At 59.0% G+C, this 25521-nt stretch carries 20 protein-coding genes; 10 read left to right on the top strand and 10 right to left on the bottom strand.

What is annotated here, in order from left to right; all coding sequences use genetic code 11:
* Nucleotides 1-320 precede the first annotated feature (320 nt).
* Nucleotides 321-1670, top strand: coding sequence for a hypothetical protein (locus tag EVC45_RS39125; RefSeq protein WP_129963471.1), 1350 nt, complete (start codon nucleotides 321-323; stop codon nucleotides 1668-1670).
* 29 nt (nucleotides 1671-1699) lie between these two features.
* On the opposite strand, the gene EVC45_RS39120 is transcribed toward EVC45_RS39125, so the two are convergent.
* Both EVC45_RS39120 and EVC45_RS39115 read right to left on the bottom strand, forming a co-directional pair.
* On the bottom strand, nucleotides 1700-2521 hold the full coding sequence (locus EVC45_RS39120) for a hypothetical protein (protein WP_129963470.1): 822 nt from the start codon (nucleotides 2519-2521) through the stop codon (nucleotides 1700-1702).
* Nucleotides 2522-2551: 30 nt separating this feature from the next.
* On the bottom strand, nucleotides 2552-2848 hold the full coding sequence (locus tag EVC45_RS39115; RefSeq protein WP_129963469.1) for a helix-turn-helix domain-containing protein: 297 nt from the start codon (nucleotides 2846-2848) through the stop codon (nucleotides 2552-2554).
* A gap of 1098 nt (nucleotides 2849-3946) precedes the next feature.
* Between EVC45_RS39115 and EVC45_RS47190 the strand changes: the two genes are divergently transcribed.
* From EVC45_RS47190 to EVC45_RS39100, 3 genes are all read left to right on the top strand, one after another.
* Nucleotides 3947-4462: a hypothetical protein gene (locus EVC45_RS47190; protein ID WP_248295433.1), complete on the top strand. Its 516-nt coding sequence runs from the start codon at nucleotides 3947-3949 to the stop codon at nucleotides 4460-4462.
* Between the two features lie 1109 nt (nucleotides 4463-5571).
* On the top strand, nucleotides 5572-6234 hold the full coding sequence (locus EVC45_RS39105; RefSeq protein WP_129963467.1) for a type IV toxin-antitoxin system AbiEi family antitoxin domain-containing protein: 663 nt from the start codon (nucleotides 5572-5574) through the stop codon (nucleotides 6232-6234).
* 142 nt (nucleotides 6235-6376) lie between these two features.
* Nucleotides 6377-6820 (top strand): hypothetical protein, encoded by a 444-nt coding sequence (locus EVC45_RS39100; protein WP_129963466.1) that lies wholly within the window; start codon nucleotides 6377-6379, stop codon nucleotides 6818-6820.
* 239 nt (nucleotides 6821-7059) lie between these two features.
* On the opposite strand, the gene EVC45_RS39095 is transcribed toward EVC45_RS39100, so the two are convergent.
* Nucleotides 7060-8070, bottom strand: coding sequence for a dienelactone hydrolase family protein (locus tag EVC45_RS39095; protein ID WP_129963465.1), 1011 nt, complete (start codon nucleotides 8068-8070; stop codon nucleotides 7060-7062).
* 971 nt (nucleotides 8071-9041) lie between these two features.
* Here EVC45_RS39095 and EVC45_RS39090 point away from each other — a divergent pair.
* A complete protein-coding gene (locus EVC45_RS39090; protein WP_129963473.1) occupies nucleotides 9042-10214 on the top strand; it encodes a branched-chain amino acid ABC transporter substrate-binding protein in 1173 nt (390 codons plus the stop codon).
* 115 nt (nucleotides 10215-10329) lie between these two features.
* On the top strand, nucleotides 10330-11685 hold the full coding sequence (locus EVC45_RS39085) for an MFS transporter (RefSeq protein ID WP_129963464.1): 1356 nt from the start codon (nucleotides 10330-10332) through the stop codon (nucleotides 11683-11685).
* Between the two features lie 47 nt (nucleotides 11686-11732).
* Here EVC45_RS39085 and EVC45_RS39080 read toward each other — a convergent pair whose 3' ends face one another.
* The 7 genes from EVC45_RS39080 to EVC45_RS39050 form a co-directional block, all read right to left on the bottom strand.
* Entirely contained in the window at nucleotides 11733-12485 is a 753-nt protein-coding gene (locus EVC45_RS39080; RefSeq protein ID WP_129963463.1) for a FadR/GntR family transcriptional regulator, read from the bottom strand.
* Between the two features lie 172 nt (nucleotides 12486-12657).
* Nucleotides 12658-13410, bottom strand: a complete 753-nt coding sequence (locus EVC45_RS39075; RefSeq protein ID WP_129963462.1) for an SDR family NAD(P)-dependent oxidoreductase — start codon at nucleotides 13408-13410, stop codon at nucleotides 12658-12660.
* A gap of 24 nt (nucleotides 13411-13434) precedes the next feature.
* Entirely contained in the window at nucleotides 13435-14175 is a 741-nt protein-coding gene (locus EVC45_RS39070) for an SDR family oxidoreductase (RefSeq protein ID WP_129963461.1), read from the bottom strand.
* A gap of 31 nt (nucleotides 14176-14206) precedes the next feature.
* The gene (locus tag EVC45_RS39065) at nucleotides 14207-15403 is read right to left on the bottom strand and encodes an FAD-binding oxidoreductase (protein ID WP_129963460.1); all 1197 of its coding nucleotides are present in this window, start codon (nucleotides 15401-15403) and stop codon (nucleotides 14207-14209) included.
* A gap of 36 nt (nucleotides 15404-15439) precedes the next feature.
* Nucleotides 15440-16270 carry an NAD(P)-dependent oxidoreductase gene (locus EVC45_RS39060; protein WP_129963459.1) on the bottom strand — a complete coding sequence of 277 codons (831 nt, stop codon included), beginning with the start codon at nucleotides 16268-16270 and terminating at the stop codon, nucleotides 15440-15442.
* Nucleotides 16271-16279: 9 nt separating this feature from the next.
* Nucleotides 16280-17962, bottom strand: coding sequence for a hydantoinase B/oxoprolinase family protein (locus tag EVC45_RS39055; protein ID WP_129963458.1), 1683 nt, complete (start codon nucleotides 17960-17962; stop codon nucleotides 16280-16282).
* A 14-nt stretch (nucleotides 17963-17976) separates the two neighbouring features.
* Nucleotides 17977-20073: a hydantoinase/oxoprolinase family protein gene (locus EVC45_RS39050; RefSeq protein WP_129963457.1), complete on the bottom strand. Its 2097-nt coding sequence runs from the start codon at nucleotides 20071-20073 to the stop codon at nucleotides 17977-17979.
* A gap of 516 nt (nucleotides 20074-20589) precedes the next feature.
* Between EVC45_RS39050 and EVC45_RS39045 the strand changes: the two genes are divergently transcribed.
* From EVC45_RS39045 to EVC45_RS39030, 4 genes are all read left to right on the top strand, one after another.
* Complete coding sequence (locus tag EVC45_RS39045) at nucleotides 20590-21339, top strand: electron transfer flavoprotein subunit beta/FixA family protein (protein ID WP_129963456.1); 750 nt, start codon at nucleotides 20590-20592, stop codon at nucleotides 21337-21339.
* 86 nt (nucleotides 21340-21425) lie between these two features.
* Nucleotides 21426-22358: an electron transfer flavoprotein subunit alpha/FixB family protein gene (locus EVC45_RS39040; protein WP_129963472.1), complete on the top strand. Its 933-nt coding sequence runs from the start codon at nucleotides 21426-21428 to the stop codon at nucleotides 22356-22358.
* A 99-nt stretch (nucleotides 22359-22457) separates the two neighbouring features.
* Entirely contained in the window at nucleotides 22458-23240 is a 783-nt protein-coding gene (locus tag EVC45_RS39035) for a class II aldolase/adducin family protein (RefSeq protein ID WP_129963455.1), read from the top strand.
* Between the two features lie 797 nt (nucleotides 23241-24037).
* Nucleotides 24038-25521 (top strand): APC family permease (locus EVC45_RS39030; protein ID WP_129963454.1); only part of this gene is annotated, 1484 nt, incomplete at its 3' end.

Below are 25521 nucleotides of genomic sequence, written 5' to 3'. Positions count from 1 at the left end.
TCTTCAACATCAACTACTCCAGTTTGGATCACACGTTTTACCCCAACTCTGTGTCCAGAAAAACCGGAGCCGCCGCAAAGCCAGGCTCCGGCACTGCATGCGGCGATCCTTGAGAGAAGCCCGGACGGGAAGTTCTCCAGCCGCGCGCTTTTCGATGTCATTCGCAGTGTCGTGTCAACATCCGCGCGTCATGACTCGCCAGGCTTCAGTATTCCACCGGAAACCTGGGCGCGCGCAGTGTCCATGGTGATGGGAATCGGTAGCAGCTATCTTCGCGGGACTCCGCCGGCTGACGTCCTGATCCATGCGAGGTGATCAAGATGCCAGAATACGTCGGCTCGAAGCTCTCCCCTCTGCCCTATGAGTCGGCCTTCAGTCAGGTCGCCCGGGTGGTCATGTTGAACGAGATGAGCGCAGCGCAGTTCCTGCGCCTTGCAGGCCGCACGCGAGAGGACCGGCATTGGGATGTTTCGAACAGCCGGTTCGTGCCGATAGATGAATTTCAATGGCGTCCTTCCGGTGCCGACCTATCGAGCAGACGCCACAGTATTTTCGATATCCGCTTTAGCAGCGAAACGCTCAGGGTTTGTGACCAATGCATCGCCGGTATGTATCATTCCCTGTGGCATCAGTGCTGGATTATCAGTGAGTGCCCATTGCACCGCTGCCCGCTGCGCACGGTGTGCCGACACTGCAACCAACCGTATGGGAATTACTCGTTTTCCGAGGCAGTAAAAAATCGCTTTTCGTGCCGTCACTGTGCAAGCAGCCTGTCGATGGAGCCCGCGACAATAGTCCGCCATCTGAATTTGTGTCGAGCCGCGGACAGCGTTGAGGTCGCGTTTGCCGACTTTTATCGGCAGCTGCTAACTATCACTGCCACCGGCCGGCGGTTGTCTTATCTAGAAAAACGGTTCCCTTTCCGCGAGGTCAATGCATGGTGGCCAGAAAGCAGGTCCTACTGGGATGTAATGCGCGATGTCGGTTTTGTCCACCGGCAGCAAGCTGAGAGGCCGCTTGGGCTGACCTGGCTCGTATGGCCGTCTTCGCATCAGGACATTTTTCAGCATCGCAACGAGGTAGATCTGGTCTACAGCGAGACACTCCACTTACTGAAGCGTTGGTTGACGGATCGTTATCCGGGACTGACAGGCACCGGCGAGCGTCCTGAACTGTTCGACGAACACGGAATTCCGCGCACCGATCTATGGCCACCGGAATTTCTTGCACTCATGCTCCTGCGCCAGCATGTCGAAAAAGATCCTCAATCGTGGGGCCTGCACACTGCGGTACCTGGTGTTCCCCGAACTTCGCTATTCGACCTCATCTGCCGGACATGTTGGAAACGTAACTTCTCGCGTTCGACGGGATGTGCCCGGGCTGAGTTTTTTCAGGCGATGGTTTATGGGCGCTTTGCGGCGCTCTACTGGGCTGCAAAGAACGGCGTGATGAACCGTAAGAGGTTCCAGTGGGACGATTACGTTGTGCCGTGCTTCTGGGAACAACGCACGTGGGAGCCAAACATCGGGGCAGTTGCTTTTCCCACGATCGATGGCATGCCGCTCGGGAGATTCAATCCTTCACCGCTCAGGCTGAAAGACGCCGTTGAAGTTTTGTATCGTGACGGCCTTTCAAGGAATCGCGAGTCCGTTGCGATGAGACGGGCGTAGGGCGGGCAGCGCTTCGCGTGCGTCACAAATCACGGGACATAGAACCCGCTACGTTCATTGAGCGGGTCGCAACCGATGCTCATCCATCCGTCCGCGTCGGATTGTCTTCTCACCTTAAACTCGTAGTCGCGGCGGCTCTTCGTTTCGGTCCATGAGAAAACGTCCGGAATCGCTGAGATCAACAACGATTGAGAACTTGCCTCTTCGAAAATCTCGTTCCCCGCCGGCGTCAGGATCGTGCTACGACACGCAGCAATCTCACGCCCGACGTTTCCGTACGTAGAAAGCACGACGAAGATGCCAAATTCGACCGCAACGGTCCGTGCCCGGTCCAAAAGGCGCGTGTTAGTCGACAGGCATGAAACGAGACACATGCAGGAGCGGCTCACAGCCACTAGTGGGATCGGGCACCATAGATCCTCATCCAGCAAAATAGACGCTTGCTGTACGACATATGGCAGGTCGACGGCGGTCATGTACTTCGTTATCGACGTCGACGGGCCGGGATTTTTGCCCTCCGGGAATTTTACATGTCGCGCGATGAGCCGCCCATTGAATGCCACCAGTGCTGTACGGCATAGCACCTGTTTTCTCGCTGGCTCCAATGTGCCACACACTATCAGAGCGTGCTTTCGTGCGCTGAGATCAGCGAGCCAGCGAATCAATGCCCTGGTCGACTGCTCCATGCGCGTCCGCCTTTCGTACGTCCTGGGCGACACTAGATACGGCTGGCTAGGCAAGACAAGGATATCAAACTCCTGCGTCGCGACCTCTGCGTCAATACGAGACGTAAATACCTTCGTGTCGCACAGTTCTTCATCGAAGGGAATATTTAAGGCCGCGAGCAACATTGCGTAGCTCCCACGTTCGGGGGGGGGCGTTCAGCCGCTCGACGAGTCGTACATCCGAAGGCGAACGAGTTCTTCCTTGACGCGGGCCTGGATTTCCGCAATCTGCAGGTCGGACTGGTCGCAGGAGTAGGCGTAAATAAGCAGGCTGAGAGGGTGGACGCCCATGTCCCCTGCAATTGCCTCGAGCTTGTCCAGCGTAGGGCTCTGGCGACCGCGCTCGAGCTGGCTCAGATAAGTCCTGCTCGTTACATCCAACCCTTCCTGCGGGACCCCAGATGTTTTCCTCGCCGCCCTGAGGGCACGGCCTAGGCCGGTACGTAAAGACATGCGCTTTGTCGGATTTTCAAAGCGATCAATGTCATCGGATGCACTCGATCAAGCTACAATTAATAATGTGCAATATGTAACGAAACTGGGTGCTGGAACCAATCGATTGGACCAACGAGCATGCGCGACGACTGATTGACGCACTTCCTCGTGGCGTCCAATCCCGTTGGCTGTATCAGGCTGATTGCGTCACGCTAGCTTTAGCGGCCCATTGTTCAGACCACTCGTCAGACTGGGAGCGACAAGATGCCCGGGTCAGCATCGGTTTGCGGCGCCGCATCTCCTCCACTCAAGGACGAATCGGCACTTTCGGTGATACTGCGTGTAGCGTCGTCAAACGCGCTCACGCGAAAGCAGGCACTGGAGCTCCTATTGCAACGCCGGATTGCGTGCTGTGACCTCGATCTACTACGGATTGGCAGTGAACAGGCCGGCGTGTGGGGTCGCGGCATCGGCTGGCAATGGCAGCCAGTAGAAATCCGTTTGATGGCGGCGCTACCCGGCCTGAAATCAGTGTTGTGGAGCTCTCGGACAAAGTGGTGCCCCGTCTGTATCGGCTTCGGATTCCATGCCATCTGGTTTCAGCTCTCCGCACTCATATCCTGTCCGATACACGGATGCGCGCTGAGGGAGCATTGCGAAGCGTGTGGTGTGGCGCCCGGGCCATACAAGATATCCAGGGAGCTTTTCCAAAAGCCGTACCGTTGCGCTTCTTGCGGCAATCCGCTCGCCGAAAGTCATCGACGCTTGCGTGATAGGTTGGAGTTCTTTCGCCGTGGGGAGGAGGTCGAGGCGGCATTTGCTTCCCTCGTGCAGTGGTTCGATCGAGTCGCGCGAGAGCTCATGTTTCTGGATGCCTGTCACAGGCGATTCCGAAACAATGACGTGCCGAAGTTCAAAGTCAGAATGCTGGACGGCGCGATCCGGCACCTTGTGCCGTTTCCACATGCATACGCGGTTTCAATGCCGCCTCCAGTCCAACTCCGTTCGTGGAATATACGGCTGGCCAGCGGTGCGCCAAGGGATGAACTACCCTCGAGGTATGGTTTGCTGTCGACTGGAATCTCTCTCGCGGTCTATCAGGCCACGACCCGATCCTTGGCCAGTCTTGTCATGCAAAAGGTGCCGGCACACGGAATGGGCGAAAACCTTGCGTTCCATAACGGCGACGCCGCCTCGCTGGATGGATGGGAACCCGGGCGACTGGCTCTCGTCATCATGCGATGTCTTTTCGAGCAACCATATTTCCTCGCCTGCGAGGCGCCGATACGAGGGGCCGTCCTGCGCAACTCGATTTTTGCCCCGGCAGTCATCGCAAATCGCCTGCTCAGAGCGAACTGCCGGGCTTTCGTGCTTGCAACATTTCTCGCGGCGCATGAGCTGGCAGCTGGCTACGTTGATCGCGGGTTCATCCTGCGCCGGGACCTCTCCGCATTGCCCGACGAGCTAGTCCTGTTGGTCGGGAATGTCTCGGCGGGGGTCCTGGCCACGATAGTGGCTTTCCCGGAGACAATCCTTACCGAGATCGTCGCCCGCGGCAGATCTGATGCGACGACGCTTGCCGTCAGTGTCAAGAGCCTCAATGCCGAATTTTCTGAAGCGGTCGCGCGATGAGGAATACGGACACGCCCATGTGCGAACAGTTGCATTGTAGTGTGGACGAAGATGCGTTCAGCCCGTCTCTTCGCGAACACCAGACCGGACCGATGAAATCAGTGTGCATCGGATTGCGGGGGCGCCAGCGACATCCTTCGCTTGGTGGCCGACCGTTCGCAACGTTCTGCAATCCAGAGACGTCGTCTGCGGCAGGCGAGAACGTTCCACGGCTCAAACGCATTCACATATGCGTTGGCGGGAATGGCGATGCCTTCCTCGCAGAATCACTGGCTGTTCAAGCTGCCTGTGATCCACCGGTCAACCCAAGATAACTGACATCTGCGTATGGATGATTTGAAGTCGTCCCTGTTGTCCTGTGCACACGATCAAGTTACGCATTATAATGTGCAATATGTAACAATATCATCGCTGACCGTAAGTCACGGGAACCACATGGGTGTGGTCACGAGGGCGGCGCTTGAGCGATGACGTCAATGACCCAGCCTGCCGTTTTTTCTTGAAAAAATGCTGTTTACGAAATCCGTTTGGGAATTGCCGTGTCGGACCAGACATGACCCGTTTAACCGATGGCGTCTTGCGGGCATCAACCATATAGCCACGACGTTCCTGATACGGGCTGCAGAGGCGCACCCCAACGACCCCGATGCCTATTCGTTCATTGTCGCTGATCCATCCATTCTCGTTTCGGTCTTGCAGGGATATGGGGCCGTCAAGCCTCGGTTGCTGGCGATCGATTGGGAGACGCTGATTCCTGTTTCGAGTGTGTGGTCGTACACGTATGCCGACGGCAGGAGTTATCTCGCGTATGCGGATGTAGGCGGTCGTCTTCGAACTTGCGAAGTTCAGCAGCCCGATCCTGTCGGGGCGTGTAGCAAGGTGCTTGTCTGGGAGCGTGTAGATGCGGACACAGCGTGCCTGTCTTGACTCGAATAACCCCGGGGAAAAGATGGCCACACTCTGTGAGCTTCTCACGGGAAAATCTGCTTACCTTACGTCGGACGGCGAGTTGTTCCTTTTGAGGGCCTGTCACACTGCTCACAGTGCTGATCGTCACTCGGGTACTCCGAGGGCCGACCGCGCTTTCCGCTTTATCGGGACGCAGTTGCATGCTGAACGTCACTGAAGTCGTGCAGTTCCTGATGGACTTCGCGCCACGATCTGAGCCGATCGGCCTGCGGTATTTCGCGTCATTTGGAATTGACGCGCAACAGGTGAGCGAACTCGTACGACAGGGATGGTTGAGGCGGTTATCCGAAGATGCTTATCTGCTCCGCGGTGATCAGCCGGGCGTCGATGGGTCGATCGCCTATCTGGCCGCGTATATTCCGAACCTCCATGTGGGGGGAAGAACGGCGCTAGAGTGGCATCGAATGACGCATCATCTTCGCTTCCGCGACCGCATCGATTTATGGGGAAGCGGTTATTGCAACATTCCTCCCTGGGCGGTGGACAGGCTTGCCTGTTCCTACCACTCCCATTCCCTGTTCGACACGAGGATGGACGAAACCTTCGGGTTAAAGGCGCTTGCGTGGCGCCATCCACGTGTACTGGTCTCCGTCCCAGAACGAGCAATTCTCGAACATGTCAGTGTTTCGCTGGATCTGGTCCTGATAGAGGACGTCAGGAATATCATCGGCAGTTTGAGGAACATTCGGCTAAACGTTTTGCAAGACCTCGTCGATTGGTGTCCGCGCAGGGACGTAGTGTGGGGGCTGAAGTTTCTTGCCGAGGATGAGGGCGTGGATTGGGCTCAACAATTGCGCGCCTGAAAGGGCCTCAGTGTGACGACGAGTGTCCTTCCGGATGTGACGTGAATAACACCTCCTGGATTGCTGGGGTTCGTTTGAGGCGGTTTGAGTGGCGCGACTCACCCGGTGGTCTGGAGCTCGCATCGAAATCTGGAGAAGTCGCATGACGGATCATGCAGCAGTTGATTCGGTCGCGCGCGCGGAGATCGAGTTCCGTGACCAGCTGCTTGGAAAGGGCTGGCCGGACGCTCGTCATGTGGCCGAGCTTGTTGGCACTCCGCTCGAGCAGGCGGAGACGGCGTACACAATTCAGGCACGAGCAACCGGCGCTCTGCTTGGCGTCTGGTCGGCACCATTGCATCGCTTCATTTATCCAGACTTTCAGTTTTCCTCTTCGGGCGCGCTCATGCAAGACGTTGCTCGGCTTCTCGCCGCCTTGCCGACGAACAGAGACGATCCCGGAGGCTGGCGACGTGCATTCTGGCTTTATTCGCCGCATCCACTGCTCAATGATCAAACGCCGGCGGACGTATTCGCGACTGCGCCGCTTCGCGTGGTGGAGGTTGCAGCCGATGAATTTCTGAGTGATCCCGAAGCCACCTGGTGACTGGGTGATTGCCGGACCGACAGCAAGAAGTGGCCGGTGTATTAAATGCCGCCGTCGGGCGGCGCTAATACAGACGCGCATCGCGGCGAACGATTTCGGGCAGCGGCCGTTGCCGGATGTTGTTCGTCTAGCATAATCGTCCGGGTCTCTGCCTCGTTTGGGCCGTTCGCTTCAACATCGCCCGCGAGTATCAGCAAATGGGTCTTTGCCTGCACATGTTGCGCGAGGGGGGCGGTGACTCAGAGATTTGTACGCAAGAAGGCCACGACCTCACGGTCGATCTGACGATGCACCTCCGCGCGGTCAGTATCGGGCGCATCCTGACAGATCACTGCCGCGTTGGCGGCCACCGGGGCCGGACAGGGATCGATGAAAACGAAGTGGTTGCCGGGTACAATATGGACCGCAGGCGGGGTGGGCAAGCCCGACACGACAGCAAGTGAGTTTCTGGCGGAACCTAGATAGCTGTCATCCTGCGGGCGGTAGAGCATGGTCGGTACGCGCACAGCAGACAAGCGACCTGCACTGAACATCATGGCCAGTGGATCCATCAGCACCAGAGCCTTCAGGCGGCGATCGACGGGCGGTTGCCAGGCTATCAGATCAGCAGATAAAGCCGTCTTAGACTGAGCGCCGTCCGCAGTTTTGTTGTTTGCTGAGCTCGGACACGATCCCGGATCATCGTGGTTAGCGCAGTACGCGCTGGCATACGCAAAGTCGGGTTTCGCTCCCGCCAGAACCAGCGCAGTGTAGCCACCGGCCGAGTATCCAATCATGCCAATCCGGCTGGCGTCGGCGATCGCGGAAAACCGCGGATCTGCGAGGACCGCGTTGAGCGCGGCCTCTGCCTGCCGGGGGCGATCAATCAGGATCTGAGCTTGGGACGAAGCGCGGGGATGGCCGGAAGCGTCTCCAACGTGCGTCGGCAAGACGGCGATAAATCCGGCGCGAGCCAGAGCGGTAGCCAGTTCCCGGTGGCTCAGGGGGCCGCCGCCCCGGCCGTGCGAAATCAATACAACCGGGAAGCGGTTATCGGGAACAGGCGGAGCATCGCGCGTCGCGTCGACAGTGAAGGCGCCCGCTTGCCACGGAACTTCACGCTCATAGGTCGGGTAAAAGACGACCGCGTCGAAATGAGCGGCCTCATCCGCGACGGTTAACCGGCTTTCCCCCGCATTGAAACCGCCCGGCGCAGCCAGCGCAGAGCACGTACATACGATTGCCAGTACAAGCGGCGCTATCACACGCATGTCACCACTCCTCGGGAGCAAGAGAGGCGAAGCTTAGTCATAACGTGCGTCGCCAGCCTGCCCGAACCTGGTCGCTGGGCAGTATCGCCAACAATTCAGCGACGTCCGGACGGAGTTTGCCCATTCGATCGAACCGGGGCGTGGGGTAGACAAACGCGCGTCGATGCCCGGCCCAAACGCCTAGCAGTTGCCCCGGCGCGCGTGCACACACGGCATACGCTTCGACATTCTCGCCATCGGGAATGTCGGCGAATTGGCCGATGCCGTTGTGGTCTGGCCAGTTCTGTCTGAGCATTTTGTCCCGGAATCGACCGGGGCGCTTGCCGCGACGCCGGAGCCGCGCATTTCGGGTTCCGGGAATTAACTAGTCATGCCGGGAACGTTGATGCCGCACATCTGGAGCGCAGCGCCAGATTCAGCGTGAGAACGAGCAGCGCGGCCAGGACGGTCAATCCGCCGACCAGGAGCCCGTTGCGGTAACGCGGCCGACGCTGGCTGGGCGTACATCGGTGATGCCATTGAGCTACTTCTCATTCGGCGCTGGTGTCAAGAAGAGAGCATTTTCGGACTCAGCCGAAGCACTGACGCTGGGTGACATTGTTCGGAAAATCAGCCCGGTTCTTACGAAGATTTATGTCAAGACGCGGACGAGGCAAAGTGGTTGGCTGCAAAGGCGGCGAAGCGCATTCCTCGCCAGAAGGACGGCTTCCAGTACGACTAGTCAACAGTTCACGAAAACTGCCTGTTCCGGACTCGTCCCCACACCTCTCCGCAAAAACCCTGGACTCGAGTTATTTTTTACTCGTTGACATATGACGTCTCACCTAATACCTTGATTGGTATCGAACGAAGCAAAAGCTGCGTTGATCCAGCGCAACATGCCTTTGCTCCATCCGTGCGATCCACCGCCAGTTGAGCGACACAGGCCTTCGGTCGAACAAATCATTTCGAAAACCGTAGAGAGGTATCTGATGAACATCCCGTTTTCCATCACCCGCTGTGCATTGGTTGCATCGCTGTCGGTTGGCGCGTTCCTGTCCATTCCCGCGGCGTACGCCGGCGACGTAACGGTGGGCTTCGCCGCCCCTTTGACCGGCGCTTCGGCGCATTACGGCGTGGATCTGAAGCGAGGTGTCGAACTCGCGCTCGACGACGCCAACGCCAAAAAGCTCGTGATAGGCGGCCAACCGGTCCACTTCGTGCTGGATGCCGAGGACGATCAGGGCGATCCGCGCATGGGGTCTCAGGTTGCGCAGAAGATGGTCGATGCCAAAGTAGCAGGCGTGGTGGGACACTTCAATTCCGGGACTAGTATTCCGGCTTCACGCATCTACAACACCGCCGGCATTCCAATGGTTTCGCCGACCGCCACCAATCCGACGCTGACAGCACAAGGATTCAACAACGTCTTCCGGGTCGTAAACTCCGATGCGCAAATGGGGCAGCTTGCCGGGCACTCCGCGGTCCAGGCGCTGAAAGGGAAAAGCATTGCGGTGATCGATGACCGTACCGCATTCGGTCAGGGGATGGCCGACGAATTCGGCAAGGGCGTGGAGGCGGCCGGCGGAAAGATCGTCGACCGCGAATACACGACCGACAAGGCCGTCGACTTCAAGGCGCAACTCACGCGCATCAAATCGTTCAATCCGGACGTCGTCTTCTGGGGAGGGCTGGATCAGCAGGCGGGTCAGTTGGCGAAACAGATGCGGCAACTGGGCATCAAGGCGGTCCTGCTAGGCGGCGGCAGCTTCGAGAACGACACGTTTCTGAAGGTGGCGGGCGACTCCGCGGAAGGCGCGGCGTCGTGGGACTACGGTATTCCTCTCTCGAAGATGAAGACCGGACGTGAGTTCGACGACAAGATGAAAGCCAAATACAAGGAGGGCGTCGTCGCCTACGCGCCGGCAGCATATGACGCCACCTGGGTGCTGATCAACGCAATGCAGAAGGCCAATTCGACGGACCCGAAGGTGTACGGCCCATTTGTGAAATCCGTGTCTTTTACAGGCGTCTCCGGGAATATCGCGTTCATGCCGAACGGCGATATGAAGGACCCGACCGCCACCTTCTATAAGGTCGTCGGCGGCAAGTGGGTTCCTCAGGCCGTTGCGACCGGCGACAAGGTCGAACCCATCACAAACTGACCTAGCTTGTCTGGCTCGATCAGGTTTTTCGCGCGGGCACCCGCAGTCACGCCGGGCGCCCACCGCTTTCTGTGCACATGCTTCCCCTTTACGGAAAATAATTCCAATTGACGTTATGCAAAATCCGGATGTAGCAGAGCGCAGCCAGTCGGGAGTCCGCCCCTCAGCGCACGCAGAAACACCTCGGCGACGCCACGTCGAGCCGGGTGAGTTGAGGAGGGTTGTACTGGCGTCGGCGGTGGGGAGTTTTGTCGAGTGGTTCGAGTTTTCGGTGTACGGCTATCTCGCCGCGGTTATGGGGCGCGTGTTCTTCCCGGCGAGCGCGGCGGGAACTCAGTTGATCGCCTCGCTGGCCGCATTCGCGATTGCCTTCTTTGCGCGTCCTTTCGGCGGCTTCATCTTCGGACCCATCGGCGATCGATTCGGTCGCAAGAGCGTTCTGACCGCCACGATCATCATGATGGCGTTCGCGACGTTCTGTATCGGGCTGATTCCCGACCACGGCGTGATCGGTATCGCCTCGCCAATCCTTCTGGTGATGTTGCGTTTATTGCAGGGGATATCGGCAGGCGGCGAAGCAAGTGGAGCGGCAATCTTCGTCGCGGAGTATTGCCGGGACAACAACCGCACGCTTATGACAAGCTGGATCGAAGTGGGCTGCATGTGCGGCTTCTGCTTCGGGGCGCTCGTCGCCGCCGTCTTGACGCACGTTTTCAGCGCGGAGCAGATTGACGGCTGGGCCTGGCGGCTTCCGTTTCTTCTCGCACTTCCGCTGGGAGGAATCGGGCTCTACATCCGCAACAGACTCGAAGAAACGCCTGCGTTTGAAGCAGCCCATCGGCAAAGCGGATTCAGGGTTTTGTTTGACTCGCATGTTGGAGCATTGCTGCAATCGAGCGGCATTATCATCGTGACGAACGTCACATTGTTTCTCGTCGTTACGTACATCCCGACGTTCCTCGTCAGCACGCTGAAACTGGCGACTTCGAACGGTTTCACGATTTCGCTGATTTCGCAGGGTTTCCTGATTTTCATGATCCCTGTTCTGGCGACTGTCGCCGACCGGATCGGACGAAAATCCATGATGCTTGCCGGCAGCGTCGCGCTGGCATTGCTCGCGGTGCCGTGCTTCGAACTGCTCACGGTAGAGAGCAACGTGTACAGGCTGATTGCGTTGCTGCTTTTGAACTTGTGTCTTGCCGCGCTGCTCTCGTGTATTTACTCGATGGTACCATCGCTCTTCGATACGGGTGTCCGTTTCACGGGTATGGCAGTGGCTTATAACGTGTCGGTGGCGCTGTTTGCTGGCACTGCGCCGATGATCAACTCGTGGCTGGTCGAGGCAACGGGTAGCCGCCTGATCCCTGCGTACTATCTGATTGCGGGTGCCCTGGTAGGCGTGCTAGCGCTGATAGGCTGTGCGGATCGTACCGGTCGGCCAATGCGTGGAGATCGGGCCAGCCCGGCATGAATGGCGAAGTTGGTCCGGAGTACCTCAAGGCACGCAAGGACCGTACATCACTCCGAGCGTGTGCTCGAAAGGTGATGGTAGCGTTCGAGGCTTTCGTTGAGGTGCCGACGCATCGCCCGACGTGCAGCCGCTTCGTCCTTGCGTTCGATGGCGTCGAGAATGTCGCCATGTTCCCGCTGGATGCGCCGAATATAGGTTTTGCGCTCCTTGGGATTGGCTTTGGCGTGCTTCAGACGCAGGTCGATAATGATTTCCTGGCCAAGCGTGCGCAATATCGACGTGAAGTGCGGATTCTCCGAACAGGTCGCCACCGCCAGATGAAACTCGAAGTCGGCGCGAGCGCATTCGGCATCGTCGTCCGCGGCCACGATTTCCATACGCGCGTAGGTTTCTTTCAGCGCGCGGAGGTGTGCATCAGAACGACGCTGGGCAGCGTATGCCGCGCATTCCGTCTCGACGCCAGTACGCAGTTCGAGTACATACATCGAATTGTTCAACGTCGCGGTGTCGAGGTAGGCTGGCTCCGCCGACAGGCCTTTGCCATCCGCGACGAAAACGCCGACGCCGTGACGCGCAATGAGCCGACGTCCCAGTTTGAGGGAGGCCACGGCTTCGCGAACCACAGTGCGGCTCACGCCGAATTCGTTGCAGAGTTCGGGTTCGGTGGGCAGTTTGGCGCCGGGCGCGTACTCGCCGCGGTCCATCTTGTCGTTCAGCGCCTGAATGACCAGCTCGGTCAGGCTGCGGCGCTTACCAGAGCTGGCAGCATTCTTCAGTAGGGTTTCAGCGTCCAGAGTCATTCGTAATGCTCCACACCGGGTCAGGAGAGCGCTGCAATACGGATGCAGACATACCGCTCCGACGCGACAGAAAGCATCTGTCCTGCGCCGTATGACATATTATGACTTTACCACAGTCACATTCCGGCGCTGCTCACCCCGTCGGCCCGGCGAGGTGAGCCGTTGACTTCGCTCAAGCGTAGATATAACCGCCGCTCACAATGACGTTTTCACCGGTTGCGTAGGTGTTGCGCGCGCTTGCCATCATGACGACCCATTGCGCGATTTCCTCGGGTTCGGCCGCGCGTCCCAGCGGATTGGCCGCCGCCAGTTCGCCGAGAAATCCGGCTTTCTTTGCCTTGTCGGTGGCGAACCCGGCGGGTGCCACCGAGTTGACGAGAATGCCGTCTTTCGCGACCTCGGCGGCGAACGACTTCGTCAGGCTCACCACCGCGGCTTTCGTGGCCGCGTAGTGCGCGTTCTGCGGATGCGCCTTGAAAGCGTCGACCGATGTGATGTTGACAATGCGGCCCGCCACGTGCGCTTCCACTTTTTCACGGCTGCGCATGTGCTCGATCGCCGCCACCATCATGTGATAGGTGCCCTTGATGTTGACCGCGTTCTCCAGATCCCAATCGTCGTCGGAGATCTCCAGGATGGGCCGGCGCGGATAAATAGCGGCACTGTTGACCAGACAGTCGACGCGGCCGAGCGCGGCGACCGCCCGCGCGAACACATCGTGCGCGGAGGCTTTGCGCGTGATGTCGCCTTCCGCGCCGAAAACCTTGTGACCTTCGCTTTTCAATTGCGCCACGGTCTCTTCGAGAAGTGGTCCATTCTTGTCGATCAGCGCGAGGCTTTCGGCACCATCCGCCAGCATGAGCCTTGCAACTGACAGACCGAGGCCGGATGCGCCACCAACGATTACCGCTCTTTGATTTTTCATGGTTCGGGTCATTCCAGTTAGACGTTATTTCACAGAGACGATTTGCGATCCACCGGGCGCCTGATCGGTCGGGAAAACTTCCAGACGTGACAGGTCGACTGAATCCGGAAGTTTGATCGCCGTGGCGATCAGCTCCGCGATGTCCTCGGGTTGTATCGAGCGATAAGCGTCGTAGAGCTTTTCGTTGGCACCTTGCGGGCCGAGCGCGGTACGGTACAGATTGGTTTGTACCCGTCCTGGCGCGATCTCCGTGACACGTACTTTGCTGCCCAGCAGGTCGCAGCGCAGCGAATCGCAGAACATGCTGATGGCGGCTTTGGTGGCGCCATATACGGCGGTGTTGGGATGCGGGAAGCGGCCCGCGCTCGATCCGATGAAGAACAGATGCCCGCGTTTTCGCCTGACCATGCCGTCGAGGGCCATGTGCGCGAGGCGCAAGGGCGCGCGCAGATTGATGTCGACCATGTCGTCGATATCGCTGAGCGCGCATTCGTCGAACTTGCCGAGCGCAGGCAGCAGACCCGCATTGTTGACGACGACGTCGATTTCCACGCGCTCGAAGAGTTCGAGCAGGGACGACGTGTCGCGCAAATCGACAACCATCGGTGTCACGCCGCCTTCCCGCGCGAGACTGTCGAGCGCGCTTGCGTCACGGCCCAATGCGTAGACATGCAAACCTTCTTTCACGAGCCGGCTCGCGATCGCCCGGCCAATACCGCTGGACGCACCGGTCACGAGTGCCGCACGGTAGGAATGAGAGTTCATTTGTGTGCCGAAGTAGCAGGTAAAGGGAGCATCAGATCACGCCTTCTTCGAGGAACGGTTTGTTTTCGACCACACGTTGATAGCCGAGCGGCGCGAGATCGAGTGCGCGGTATTCGCCGTACGTAATGAGTTCGCTCAGTCCCCGTCCGACAGCCGGCGACTGTTGCAGGCCGTGACCGCTGAAGCCGTTGGCGAACAGGAAGTTGCCGACCTCGGAGTGCGGGCCGACCACCGCGTTGTGATCGAGCATGCAGAAGTCGTAGTGGCCCGCCCACGCATTCACGACCTTGATGGCTTCGAAGGCGGGGATACGTTCCGCGAGCGCCGGCCAGATGACTTCGTCGAATTCGGAATGGATCACGTCGAAGTCGCTCACGTCCGCGAGCGGGTCCGGCGAGGGATAACATCCGGTCAGATAGTATTTTCCTTCGGGCCTGAAGAAGATCCCGGTCGTGTCGATCGTCAGCGGCACGGTGCCTTCGAGCGGCGTGCGGCAGTCGAATACGAACAGGCAGCGCTTGCGCGGTTCGACAGGAATCTCGAGACCCGCCAGGCGCGCCATGGCCGGTCCGCGCGTGCCGGCGGCGTTGACCATCGTGCCGCAACCGATGGTTTCGCCGCTTTTCAGCACCACACCAGTAATCTTCGCGCCTTCGCGCCGGATATCCACCACCTCGTTTTCGATGTATTCGACGCCGAGCGAGCGGGCCTTGCGCCGCATGCCTTGCAGCAGTCCGTAGCTGTCGAACCAGCCTTCACCGGTCTGGCCGTACACGCCGTTGACGAGTCCTTCGGTGTTGAGCCAGGGGAAGCGCGCCTTCAGCATCTGCTGATCGAGCAGCGCGACGTCGGCGCCGTTCTCCCTTTGTGTGGCGTAATTGCGCTCGAACATTGGTGCGCCGATGGCGTCGCCGAGGTACAGGTAGCCGTTTTCCTTGAAGCCGAGTTCCGGCGCGTCGCCGTCCACTTCGACGAGTTCATGGAAATGTCGAATGAACTCGGTGCCGAATTGCGAGATCTTGATGTTCAGCGGATTGGAGAACTGATGCCGGATCGACGCGCTCGATAGCGCGGTGGCGGATTGCGCGTATGACCAGTCGCGCTCCACGACGAGAACCGAACCGTTGAAGTCAGGATTCTTTGCCAGAAAGTAGGCAGTGGCGCTGCCAACCACCGCGCCGCCCACGATCACCACGTCATAGTGGGACTTTGATGCTTGCTGTGCCATCTTGGTGCTTTCCAAAGAGACGTTCCGGACCGAGGCCTATTGGGCTTTCGGGTCTTCGAAGTGGCCGTCGGCCGCGAATTGCCCGCCCTGATAGCGCACGGCGGGATGTCGCGGATCGGGCAGCGGCGTGTTTGCGTAGACTTCGGCGCGATACGCGTCCGCCGAATCCTCCGGCGCATAGCCAAGGTACGACGCTTCCGTGTTGTCCCAGAAGTTCGCGCTGTTCTTTGAATTGCCGTACACGACCATATGCCCGACGCTCGATGCCATCACCGCACGAATGCACAGGCGCGAAAAGTCCTCATAGGAGAGCCACGTGGCCAGCATGCGACGGTCGACGGGTTTCGGGAAGCACGATCCGATCCGCACGCAGACGGACTCGAGGCCGAACTTGTCGAAGTAATAGCGCGACAGGTTCTCCACGAACGTCTTGCTCACGCCGTACAGGCTGTCCGGGCGTTGCGGCACGTTCGCGTCGATGGTCTGCGTGCATTCGTAGAAGCCGATCGCATGAACGGAACTCGCATAGATCACGCGCTTCACGCCGAACTGGCGCGCGGCTTCATAGACGTTGTAACTGCCCACGATGTTCGAGTCGAGAATGACCTGAAAGGTATTCTCGCGCGGGGCACCGCCGAGATGGATGACCATGTCGACGCCTTGCATCATTTCAAAGACGGCGGCGCGGTCGGCCAGATCGCAGACCACGAGCTTTTCATTCTCGCGTGCTTCGCCCAGCGACTGACGATCGCTGAGCGTCAACGTTTCGGCGTAAGGCCGCAGCGAGTCGCGCAGTACGGAACCGAGCGCGCCGGCCGCGCCCGTGATCAGGATGTTCTTGAACGGTGGCGTTGTGATGTCGGTCATGTCGGTTCCTTACTGTTCGGCGGAGGTCTTCAGCGCATCGAGCGTGAGGTCGTAGTCGTCACGCAGTTGCGCTTCGGAGATGTACTCGTTGCGGATGTCGCGCAGAAGCGCCTGTCTGTCGCGCTGCGCCGGTGCGCCCAAGCCTCCGCCGCCCGGCAGGGAGAGCGTGACGCGTTCGTGTTCCGCGACCGTCTGCGTGCCTTTGCCCTTCATTTTCGTGCCGTCCGACAGCATGACTTCGCCGGACGCGCCCGCCTGGCCGCCCGACTGTCCGCGAGCCGGGTGATCGATACGGTCGAACATGGCGTTGAAGCGGAACTGGTAGCCCGCCCGCGGCCCAATCTCGACGATTTGCCCAAGGCCGCCGCGCAGTTTGCCCGCGCCGCCGGAACCCGAACGCATTTCCTTGCGCCAGACCACGATCGGGCCGACCTGTTCCGTTGCCTCGACCGACATGGCGTGAACGCCACTGGGGAAGGCGGTGGCGGAGAGTCCGTCGAGTTCGGACCGTGCGCCTGTGCCGCCGCTGTTGAACATCAGGATTTCGCTGCCTTTGAGCCCTGATCCTTCGCGCACCGGCCGCGCGCTGACATGCAGATTCCACAGCGCGCCGGAGCCTTCCGCGGGCACTCGGCCTGGCAGAATCTTGTGCAATGCGCCGAGCACGAGGTCCGGCACGAAGTGGCCCAGCACGTGGCGAACCGCCACCGGGCTCGGGCGTTGCGCGTTCAGGATGCAGCCCTCGGGCGCCTGCACGCGGAACGGTTCGAGCGACGCCGCGTTGTTCGGCACCTCGGGCGCGATGATGCATTTCAGGCCGTAGCACGCGTAGGCTTTCGCATACAGCAACGGCACATTGATACCGAACGGACTGCACGGCGACGTGCCCGCGAAGTCCGCCATCAGATGATCTTCGCCGACTGTCAGCGTCACGTTCAGCGTAACGGGCTCGTTATAGCCGTCGAGCGTCATCTGATTGGTTTCGGTGTGCTTCGGCAGCGCGGCGATGCGTTCAAGCGTCGCTTCGCGGCTGCGCGCAAGAATGAATTCGCCGATGCCTTCCACGTCGTTCAGGCTGAATTCCTTGAGCATCTCCAGAAGACGCTTGTGGCCCGTCTCGTTGCACGAAGCAAGCGCGTAGAGATCGCCAACCACCTTGTCCGCTTCGCGCACGTTATTGCGCAGGATATTGATCAGATCGCGATTGACCTGGCCACGCTCGATCAGCTTCATGATCGGAACGAACAGGCCTTCTTCATAGATTTCGCGCGAGTCGGGACCGAAGCCGCGGCCACCAATATCCACCACGTGCGCCGTGCTGGCGAAATACCCGATCAGTTCGCCGTGATGAAACGATGGGGAGACGACCGTGAAATCGTGCAGATGGCCAGTCCCTTTCCACGGATCGTTGGTCAGGTAGACGTCGCCTTCATACATGTTGTCCGTGCCGATCACGGTCATGAAATGCTCGACCGCTTCCGCCATCGTGTTGACGTGACCCGGCGTGCCGGTGACCGCTTGCGCCAGCATGCGGCCGCGCTTGTCGAAGATGCCGGCGGAAAGATCGCCCGCTTCGCGCACGCTGGTGCTGAACGCCGTGCGGATCAGCGCCATGGCCTGTTCTTCGACGACTGAGATCAGACGGTTCCACATTACCTGCATGTGGATCGTGTCGAGGTTGCTGAGAGACATGGTGGTACTCCTGATTACTTGGCGTTCAGATCTTTTGCAACCACGAGCAGACAGCCGTCGGGCTGCACCATGGCGTCGAAGGAAGACGTGACCAGCGTGGACGTTTCGGGCTCGACGATGATCGCCGGACCCGTCACGCTTTCGCCGATCTTCAGCGAGGCACGCTCCACGATCGCCGCGTCCACGAACTGGTGCAGTGCTGCGTCGAAAATCTTGCGGAATTTCGGCGCGCTCACGGCGTCGCGCGACGTCACGAGTTGCAAGCGTTCGACCGGCGGCAACGGTGAACTCGCTTTCACAGCCCAACTGACGATTTCGATGTCCAGATCGTCGATCGGGCGGCCGAAGAACTGCGTATAAGCCTTGGTGAACGACTCGGAAAACGTGTTGCTATCTTCGCTCGTGAAGCGTCGATACGGCACCGCGACGGGAATTTCCCAGCCCTGGCCGACATAGCGCATGAACGTCTTGATCTCGACGATCGGCTCGGCTTCGCCCGAACCCTGACGCGCGAAGTGCAGGGCTTCCGAACTGAGTTGATCGACGATCTCATTGAGCGCGTCGGCGTCGAAATCGCTGAAGCGCATGCTGGCGCTGCGTACGCTTTCATAACCGAACGGCGCGCGCAGAAAGCCGATTGCGGAGCCCACGCCCGCGCCCGGCGGCACGATGAATTTCTTGATGCCGCTCTTCTCGCACAGCCGCGCGGCGTGCAGCGGGCCGGCGCCGCCGAAGGTGATCATCGTGTAGTCGCCGATGTCCTTGCCGCTTTCCACAGCGTGCACGCGCGCGGCGTTGCTCATGTTCTCGTCGACGACTTCAGCGACGCCGTAGGCGGTCTCTTCCGCGCTCAGATTGATGGCGCCGCCCACCTGCTTGACCATGGCGCCGGCTGCATCGTCGATCGAGAGCGGGATCGAACCGCCCGCGAAGTTCGCGGGATCTAGGCGGCCGAGCAGCAAGTCGGCGTCGGTCACGGTCGGTTGCGTGCCGCCGCGTTGATAGCAGGCCGGGCCCGGCTCCGATGCGGCGCTATGCGGACCCACGCGGATCTGGCGCATCACGTCGACGGAAGCAATCGAGCCGCCGCCCGCGCCGATCTCGACCATTTCCACGACCGGAATCGAAATGGGCATGCCGCTGCCTTTCTTGAAGCGATAGGTGCGGGCGACTTCGAACGTGTTCGCGGTCTTCGGCGTGAGGTCGTCGATCAGGCAGATCTTGGCTGTGGTGCCGCCCATATCGAACGAGAGAACGGTATTCAGATCGTAGCGCGCCGCGATATGCGCGGCGAAAATCGCACCACCGGCTGGTCCGGATTCCACCAGCCGCACCGGAAATTCGGATGCGCTTTCAACTGAGACGATGCCGCCGCCCGAGTGGATGATGAAGATCGGGCACTGCGCGCCGGCTTCACGCACTTTGCCGAGCAACCGGTCCAGATAGGACCTCATGATCGGCCGAACGTAGGCGTTCGCGCAGACGGTATTGAACCGCTCGAATTCGCGGATCTGCGGCGAAACTTCGCTGGAAATTGAAACCGATACGTTCGGCAGACGCTGTTCGATCGCATCGCGCATCATGCGTTCATGCACGCCGTTCACGTAGGCGTGAATGAAACCCACCGCCACACTTTCGAAGCCGCCTTTTTCAATGCGTTCGACGATGGCCGCGATCTGCGCTTCCGTCGGCGCGAGAAGCACTCCGCCCTGGGCGTCGATGCGCTCGCTAAGCGTAAAGCGGTCGCAGCGCTCGATAAGAGGAGGGGGAAGCTTGATGTTCAGATCGTACTGCTCGAACCGGTTTTCGGTTCGCATCTCGATCGTGTCACGAAAGCCTTCCGTCGTAATGAAAGCGGTTTTGGCGCCGCGCCGTTCGATCAGCGCGTTCGTGGCGAGCGTCGTGCCGTGAATGATGACGCCGATGTCCTTCAGTTGAATCCCGGCCTTGTCCGCGACGATGCCAATGCCTTTGATGATGGCGCGCTCGGGCGCCGTGTAATCCGTAAGGACCTTGGTGGAAAAGAGTTCTCCACCGAGTTCGAGCGCAACGTCGGTGAAGGTCCCACCAATGTCTACACCCACTCGTGCCTTGTCGTGACTGGCCACCATGACTCTCCTGTTTAAACCATGACATGCGCCCGGCAAATGCCTGACGAAAATTCCCGCTCACGAGCATCGAAACACGTTCGCAGAGGCGGATTGCATTCTGCCGACTGGTCTTCGCCGCGGGTTCCGAAGAGCGCATCTACCATTATTTTTTGCTCGTTGACATATGATGAGTGACGTCCTACAGTGATGTCAACTTGAACAAATTAAATTTCCTGTTTTCACTCGCTGGATCAGCCTTGTCGTCGCTTGTAGTGTATTGTTTTATAACGATTAAGCGGCTGTATGTGGGTGGTGGTGCAGTGTTGGCTCATCGCTGTAAACCACTATACTCGCAGATGCTGAATTTGAGAAAAATTTGTTTTGTTTGAGTTTTTTGACGGTTGGCAGTGCCTTGGAGCGGAGGCCGACGGGCTCGAGCGCGCGCTTGCCAGCGCCTGACGAATGAATAGCCGGAAGGCCGGAAGAGCGAGTGCTGCTTCTGGCTGACGCAGCGACAGCTAAGCAAAAGGAGCGGTGATGAAGGTTTTGGTGCCAGTCAAGAGAGTGGTCGATTACAACGTGAAGGTCCGGGTCAAGTCGGACGGCACGGGTGTGGATATCGCGAACGTGAAGATGTCGATGAATCCGTTCGATGAGATCGCGGTTGAGGAAGCGGTGCGGTTGAGGGAAGCGGGTGTGGTGAGTGAGGTGGTAGCGGTTTCTTGTGGCGTTGCGCAAGCGCAGGAAACGCTGCGCACGGCGCTGGCGATCGGTGCGGATCGGGCTATGTTGATCGAGTCTTCGGAAGAACTCCAGCCGCTGGCTGTCGCGAAGCTGCTGAAGGCGCTGGTCGATAAGGAGCAGCCTTCGCTGGTTATCCTGGGCAAACAGGCCATCGACGACGATTCGAATCAGACTGGCCAGATGCTGGCCGCGCTGGCGGGATTGCCGCAAGCAACGTTCGCTTCAAAGGTTGTGGTTGCAGATGGTAGAGCTACGGTCTCGCGTGAAGTGGACGGCGGTTCTGAAACGCTGTCTTTAAAGCTGCCCGCCGTGGTCACCACCGACTTGCGCCTGAACGAGCCGCGCTATGTGACGCTGCCGAACATCATGAAGGCAAAGAAGAAGCCGCTGGAAGTGGTCAAGCCGGAAGATCTCGGCGTCGATGTCACGCCGCGACTGAAGACGCTGAAGGTAGTCGAGCCGTCGAAGCGCTCCGCCGGTGTGAAGGTGCCGGATGTGAAGACGCTGGTCGAGAAGCTGAAGACCGAAGCCAAGGTGCTGTAAGTAGAACGGCAACTATGTTGCATGGGACTGGAGTAAGCGCTAAAGCGCTAATTCCAGTCGACACGGAGACAGAGCAAATGACGAATCTGGTTAATCTGGTATTGGCAGAACATGACGGCGCGTCAATCAAAGCCGCGACGCTGAACACGATCGCAGCGGCGCAGAAGATTGGTGGCGACATTCACGTGCTGGTGGCGGGTCACAACGCACAAGCTGCGGCCGATGCGGCAGCGAAGATTGCAGGCGTGAACAAAGTGCTGCTGGCCGACGCACCGCAACTCGAAGCGGGCCTCGCGGAAAACGTCGAGGCAACGGTGCTGAACATCGCGAAGGATTACACGCACATCCTCGCGCCGGCGACCGCCTACGGCAAGAACATCGCACCGCGTATCGCCGCGAAGCTGGATGTCGCGCAGATCAGCGACATTACGGCAGTGGATTCAGCCGACACGTTCGAGCGTCCAATCTACGCCGGTAACGCGATCGCTACCGTTCAATCTCAAGATCCGATCAAGGTCATCACGGTCCGCGCGACTGGTTTCGACGCTGTCGCAGCCGAAGGTGGCAGCGCATCGGTGGAGAAGATCGAAGCCGCTGCGGACACCGGCCTGTCGCAGTTCGTCAGTCGGGAAGTGACGAAGCTGGACCGTCCGGAACTGACGTCGGCGAAGATCATCGTCTCGGGTGGCCGCGGTCTGGGCAACGGCGAGAATTACACGAAGGTTCTCGAACCGCTGGCTGACAAACTGAACGCAGCGCTCGGCGCATCGCGCGCCGCAGTCGATGCGGGCTTCGTGCCGAACGACTATCAGGTCGGCCAGACGGGCAAGATCGTCGCGCCCCAACTGTACGTGGCAGTCGGCATCTCGGGCGCGATCCAGCATCTGGCCGGCATGAAAGACAGCAAGGTGATCGTCGCGATCAACAAGGACGAAGAAGCGCCAATCTTCAGCATCGCCGATTACGGCCTCGTGGGCGATCTCTTCGAAGCCGTTCCCGAGTTCACCGCCCACGCGTAGCAACGCGGTTGCGCAGGGCGCTCACTTGTTACGACCCGTCACTGCACGAGAGTGACCATCAACGAAACGTTGTAACTCTTAGCCACGGAGAAACCACGAATGATTTCCACCACCGATCCACACATTAATCGCAAGCCCCGAAACATCTCACTGGCCGAGTGGGAAACGCGAGTTCAGGTCGCCGCGGCTTACCGGCTTGCAGCGAAGTTCGGTCTTACAGACCTGATTTACACACACATTTCGGCGCGCGTACCCGGCACGGACGATCAGTTTCTTATCAATCCGCACGGCTGGTTCTTCGACGAGATCACGGCGTCGTCGCTCGTAAAGATCGACGTCAACGGTCAGCCCATTGGCGACGAGCGATTCGAGGTCAACGCTGCGGGCTTCACGATCCATAGCGCGCTGCATACGGCGCGGCACGATGTGGAGTGCGTAGTCCACCTGCACACCACGGCGGGCATGGCGGTCGCGGCGATGGAGTGCGGACTGCTTCCTCTGAACCAGATCAGCATGCAGTTTTACAATCGCGTCGCGTATCACGAGTATGAGGGCATTTCTCTCGAACTCGACGAACGGGCGCGCATCGTCCAGTCGATCGGCAAGAAGGACTATCTGATTCTGCGAAACCACGGACTGTTGACCACAGGCCGCTCGGTAGCGGAGGCATTCACGCGCATGTACTACCTCAATAAGGCGTGTGAGATCCAGGTGGCGACGCTTTCAGCTGGCCAGAAAGTCACCGTGCCGTCACCGGAGGTGTGCGAGCACGCCGCCAAACAGCACGACGACTATGCGTACCTCGACACGGTGCATCTCGATCGTGAATGGACCGCGCTGTTGCGTTTGCTGGAACGCGACGGCACCGATTTTCGCTCCTGAGGCGCAGCCCCGTGCGAGTAAGCGGGCGGCAGTTGATCGACTGCTCTACAAAGGTGGCTCGCTTGCTCAGCGTCAACGAGGTTACTTTTTCCACGCCTTTAGCATCCGCGAAGGGCAGGCGTGACGGGCAGCTATGTCGATCCACTTCTACGCGCGGGTCTTACCTCGAAGCACTGCGCTTCCCGCTTCCTCTGGTTTGGAACACGGAACGTGGCACGCATGTTATGTCTGGATACGAAAACGGGTTGGGCTTCCCTGTCATTCGTTAGCACAGAGCGATCGTTTGACGTCCAGGTGATACCAGACCGAACAGGTGGGGCGAGTGTATGGCTGGAGATCCATATCCCGTTGCAGGTCGCATCGCAAGAACATGACTGGGGAGAACTTGGGAACAGGTTGATCTGTTCGAGAGGCGGATTCGGGTTCGCGCTCACTCAAACCATGTTCCGCTTTCTGTCGTGGAAGTGCGACATCAGGGCAGTCGCGTAACGGCTCGGCGTAAGCCCGCGGTCGATGCAGATGGCGCTTTTTTAGTGAGTCTCATAGCTTCGCCGCCGCCCTTCGTCGTTGCCGGAGACTACATCAGATCCTGAGAGCGAGCGACTCGGCAGTCGAGATCTGCAATCGAGATTTCAACAATGTCACCTTACGTCCGGCGAATTCTTTTCTACCCATAGTTGAACGCGAGGTGGCGATCATCCTGGGCGTTTCGCGCGGAATAAATTCGCGAACCCTGTATTCGTAGATTCAACACGCTTGCGATCAGAGCGGACTAAATTCATGGAGGATACATAGACATGTCAGATTCTGGACATTTCAAAAAGAGTCTTTCGGCATTCGACCTGACATTGATTGGCTTTGGGACTGTCTTCGGTTCAGGGTGGTTGTTTGCCGCCAGCCAGGTAGCCTCGATTGCTGGCCCCGCGGGAATATTCTCCTGGCTCATTGCGGCAGTGGCCGTCCTTACGCTGGGGGTCGTTTACTGCGAACTTGGTGCCGCGATCCCGAGTCCCGGAGGAGCAATCAGCTACCTTGCTATCACCCACGGACCGACGGTGGCATATCTGATGGGCCTCATGACGGTGATCTACATGTCGAGCATAGTCGGACTCGAGGTGGTGGCAGCCCGACAATATGCCGCCGCCTGGTGGCCGGCTCTTAGTGTTCCCGGTACGAGCAACGCCAGTACGCTGGGATGGTTCGTTCAATTAGCCCTGATTCTGTTTTTCTTCTTGCTGAATTTTTCGAGCGTCCGAACCTTCGCGCTCGCCAACAACATCATTACGACCATCAAGTTCGTAGTGCCCACACTCATTGTTGTCACCCTTCTAATGCACTTCAAGGCGGCCAATTTTCACGTGGCTGGATTTGCGCCTCATGGCCTGTCCGGGGTCGAGAGCGCTGTTTCAACGGGAGGTGTGATCTTCGCCTTCCTCGGGCTCACACCGATAGTTGCGGTTGCGAGTGAAGTCCGCGATCCGCAGAGGTCGATTCCGCTTGCGTTGATCTCGTCGATTGTTGCAGCAGGGCTGGTGTACGTGCTGTTGCAGGTTGCATTTCTCGGCGCAGTGCCTACCTCGATGCTGAAGGAGGGGTGGTCGGCCGTTAGCGCGAAGCTTTCGCTTCCGTTCTATGACATTGCCGTGCAACTTGGAATGGCGTGGCTCGGCGTAGTCGTGGCTATCGATGCGGTGGTGTCTCCCTCAGGTTGCGGGAATATCTTTTTCGGTGCTACTCCTCGCGCCTTGTATGCATGGTCGAATTCAGGGACGTTCTTCAAAATCTTTGGGACGATCGATGCGAAGACAGGTATTCCCCGACATGCGACATGGTTGACTCTTTTTCTTTCTGTTTTCTGGACACTGCCGTTTCCGTCGTGGGAAGCCATGATTTCGGTCGTGTCCGCGTCGCTGGTCGTAAGTTATGCGGTGGCGCCTGTCTCGGTCGCAGCCTTGCGCACCAGTCACCCGGACATGCAGCGTCCATTCCGTGTTAAAGCTCTTGGGATTGTCGGACCGCTGGCATTTGTTGTCGCGACCTTTATCGTGTACTGGACAGGTTGGCGGAATCTTTGCTGGTTACTGGGCGTTCAGATCATGCTCTATACAGGCTATCTGATTTTTATGAGGAAGAGGGCAGTTGGCATGCTGACGTTCGGGCAGCAAATTCGTAGTTCTTTGTGGCTCGTGACTTACTATCTGATGTGTATCGGCTCCGGTTGTCTGGACAAGCTTTTGCAGCTCAGGCGGCCAGCTTCATCAGCCTTTCCTGACGGGCTTCG

The organism is Paraburkholderia sp. UYCP14C, from assembly GCF_004197395.1.
Classification (GTDB): Bacteria; Pseudomonadota; Gammaproteobacteria; order Burkholderiales; family Burkholderiaceae; genus Paraburkholderia.
The sequence above is the reverse complement of the archived record's forward strand: the minus strand, read 5'-3'. Positions and strand labels throughout refer to the sequence as shown.

What these genes read in the sequence shown, in the direction of transcription:
- EVC45_RS39125 (WP_129963471.1), top strand. Translation starts at nt 321, where the DNA reads ATGCCAGAATACGTCGGCTCGAAGCTCTCCCCTCTGCCCTATGAGTCG.
- EVC45_RS39120 (WP_129963470.1), bottom strand. Translation starts at nt 2,521, where the DNA reads ATGTTGCTCGCGGCCTTAAATATTCCCTTCGATGAAGAACTGTGCGAC.
- EVC45_RS39115 (WP_129963469.1), bottom strand. Translation starts at nt 2,848, where the DNA reads ATGTCTTTACGTACCGGCCTAGGCCGTGCCCTCAGGGCGGCGAGGAAA.
- EVC45_RS39105 (WP_129963467.1), top strand. Translation starts at nt 5,572, where the DNA reads ATGCTGAACGTCACTGAAGTCGTGCAGTTCCTGATGGACTTCGCGCCA.
- EVC45_RS39100 (WP_129963466.1), top strand. Translation starts at nt 6,377, where the DNA reads ATGACGGATCATGCAGCAGTTGATTCGGTCGCGCGCGCGGAGATCGAG.
- EVC45_RS39095 (WP_129963465.1), bottom strand. Translation starts at nt 8,070, where the DNA reads ATGCGTGTGATAGCGCCGCTTGTACTGGCAATCGTATGTACGTGCTCT.
- EVC45_RS39090 (WP_129963473.1), top strand. Translation starts at nt 9,042, where the DNA reads ATGAACATCCCGTTTTCCATCACCCGCTGTGCATTGGTTGCATCGCTG.
- EVC45_RS39085 (WP_129963464.1), top strand. Translation starts at nt 10,330, where the DNA reads ATGCAAAATCCGGATGTAGCAGAGCGCAGCCAGTCGGGAGTCCGCCCC.
- EVC45_RS39080 (WP_129963463.1), bottom strand. Translation starts at nt 12,485, where the DNA reads ATGACTCTGGACGCTGAAACCCTACTGAAGAATGCTGCCAGCTCTGGT.
- EVC45_RS39075 (WP_129963462.1), bottom strand. Translation starts at nt 13,410, where the DNA reads ATGAAAAATCAAAGAGCGGTAATCGTTGGTGGCGCATCCGGCCTCGGT.
- EVC45_RS39070 (WP_129963461.1), bottom strand. Translation starts at nt 14,175, where the DNA reads ATGAACTCTCATTCCTACCGTGCGGCACTCGTGACCGGTGCGTCCAGC.
- EVC45_RS39065 (WP_129963460.1), bottom strand. Translation starts at nt 15,403, where the DNA reads ATGGCACAGCAAGCATCAAAGTCCCACTATGACGTGGTGATCGTGGGC.
- EVC45_RS39060 (WP_129963459.1), bottom strand. Translation starts at nt 16,270, where the DNA reads ATGACCGACATCACAACGCCACCGTTCAAGAACATCCTGATCACGGGC.
- EVC45_RS39055 (WP_129963458.1), bottom strand. Translation starts at nt 17,962, where the DNA reads ATGTCTCTCAGCAACCTCGACACGATCCACATGCAGGTAATGTGGAAC.
- EVC45_RS39050 (WP_129963457.1), bottom strand. Translation starts at nt 20,073, where the DNA reads ATGGTGGCCAGTCACGACAAGGCACGAGTGGGTGTAGACATTGGTGGG.
- EVC45_RS39045 (WP_129963456.1), top strand. Translation starts at nt 20,590, where the DNA reads ATGAAGGTTTTGGTGCCAGTCAAGAGAGTGGTCGATTACAACGTGAAG.
- EVC45_RS39035 (WP_129963455.1), top strand. Translation starts at nt 22,458, where the DNA reads ATGATTTCCACCACCGATCCACACATTAATCGCAAGCCCCGAAACATC.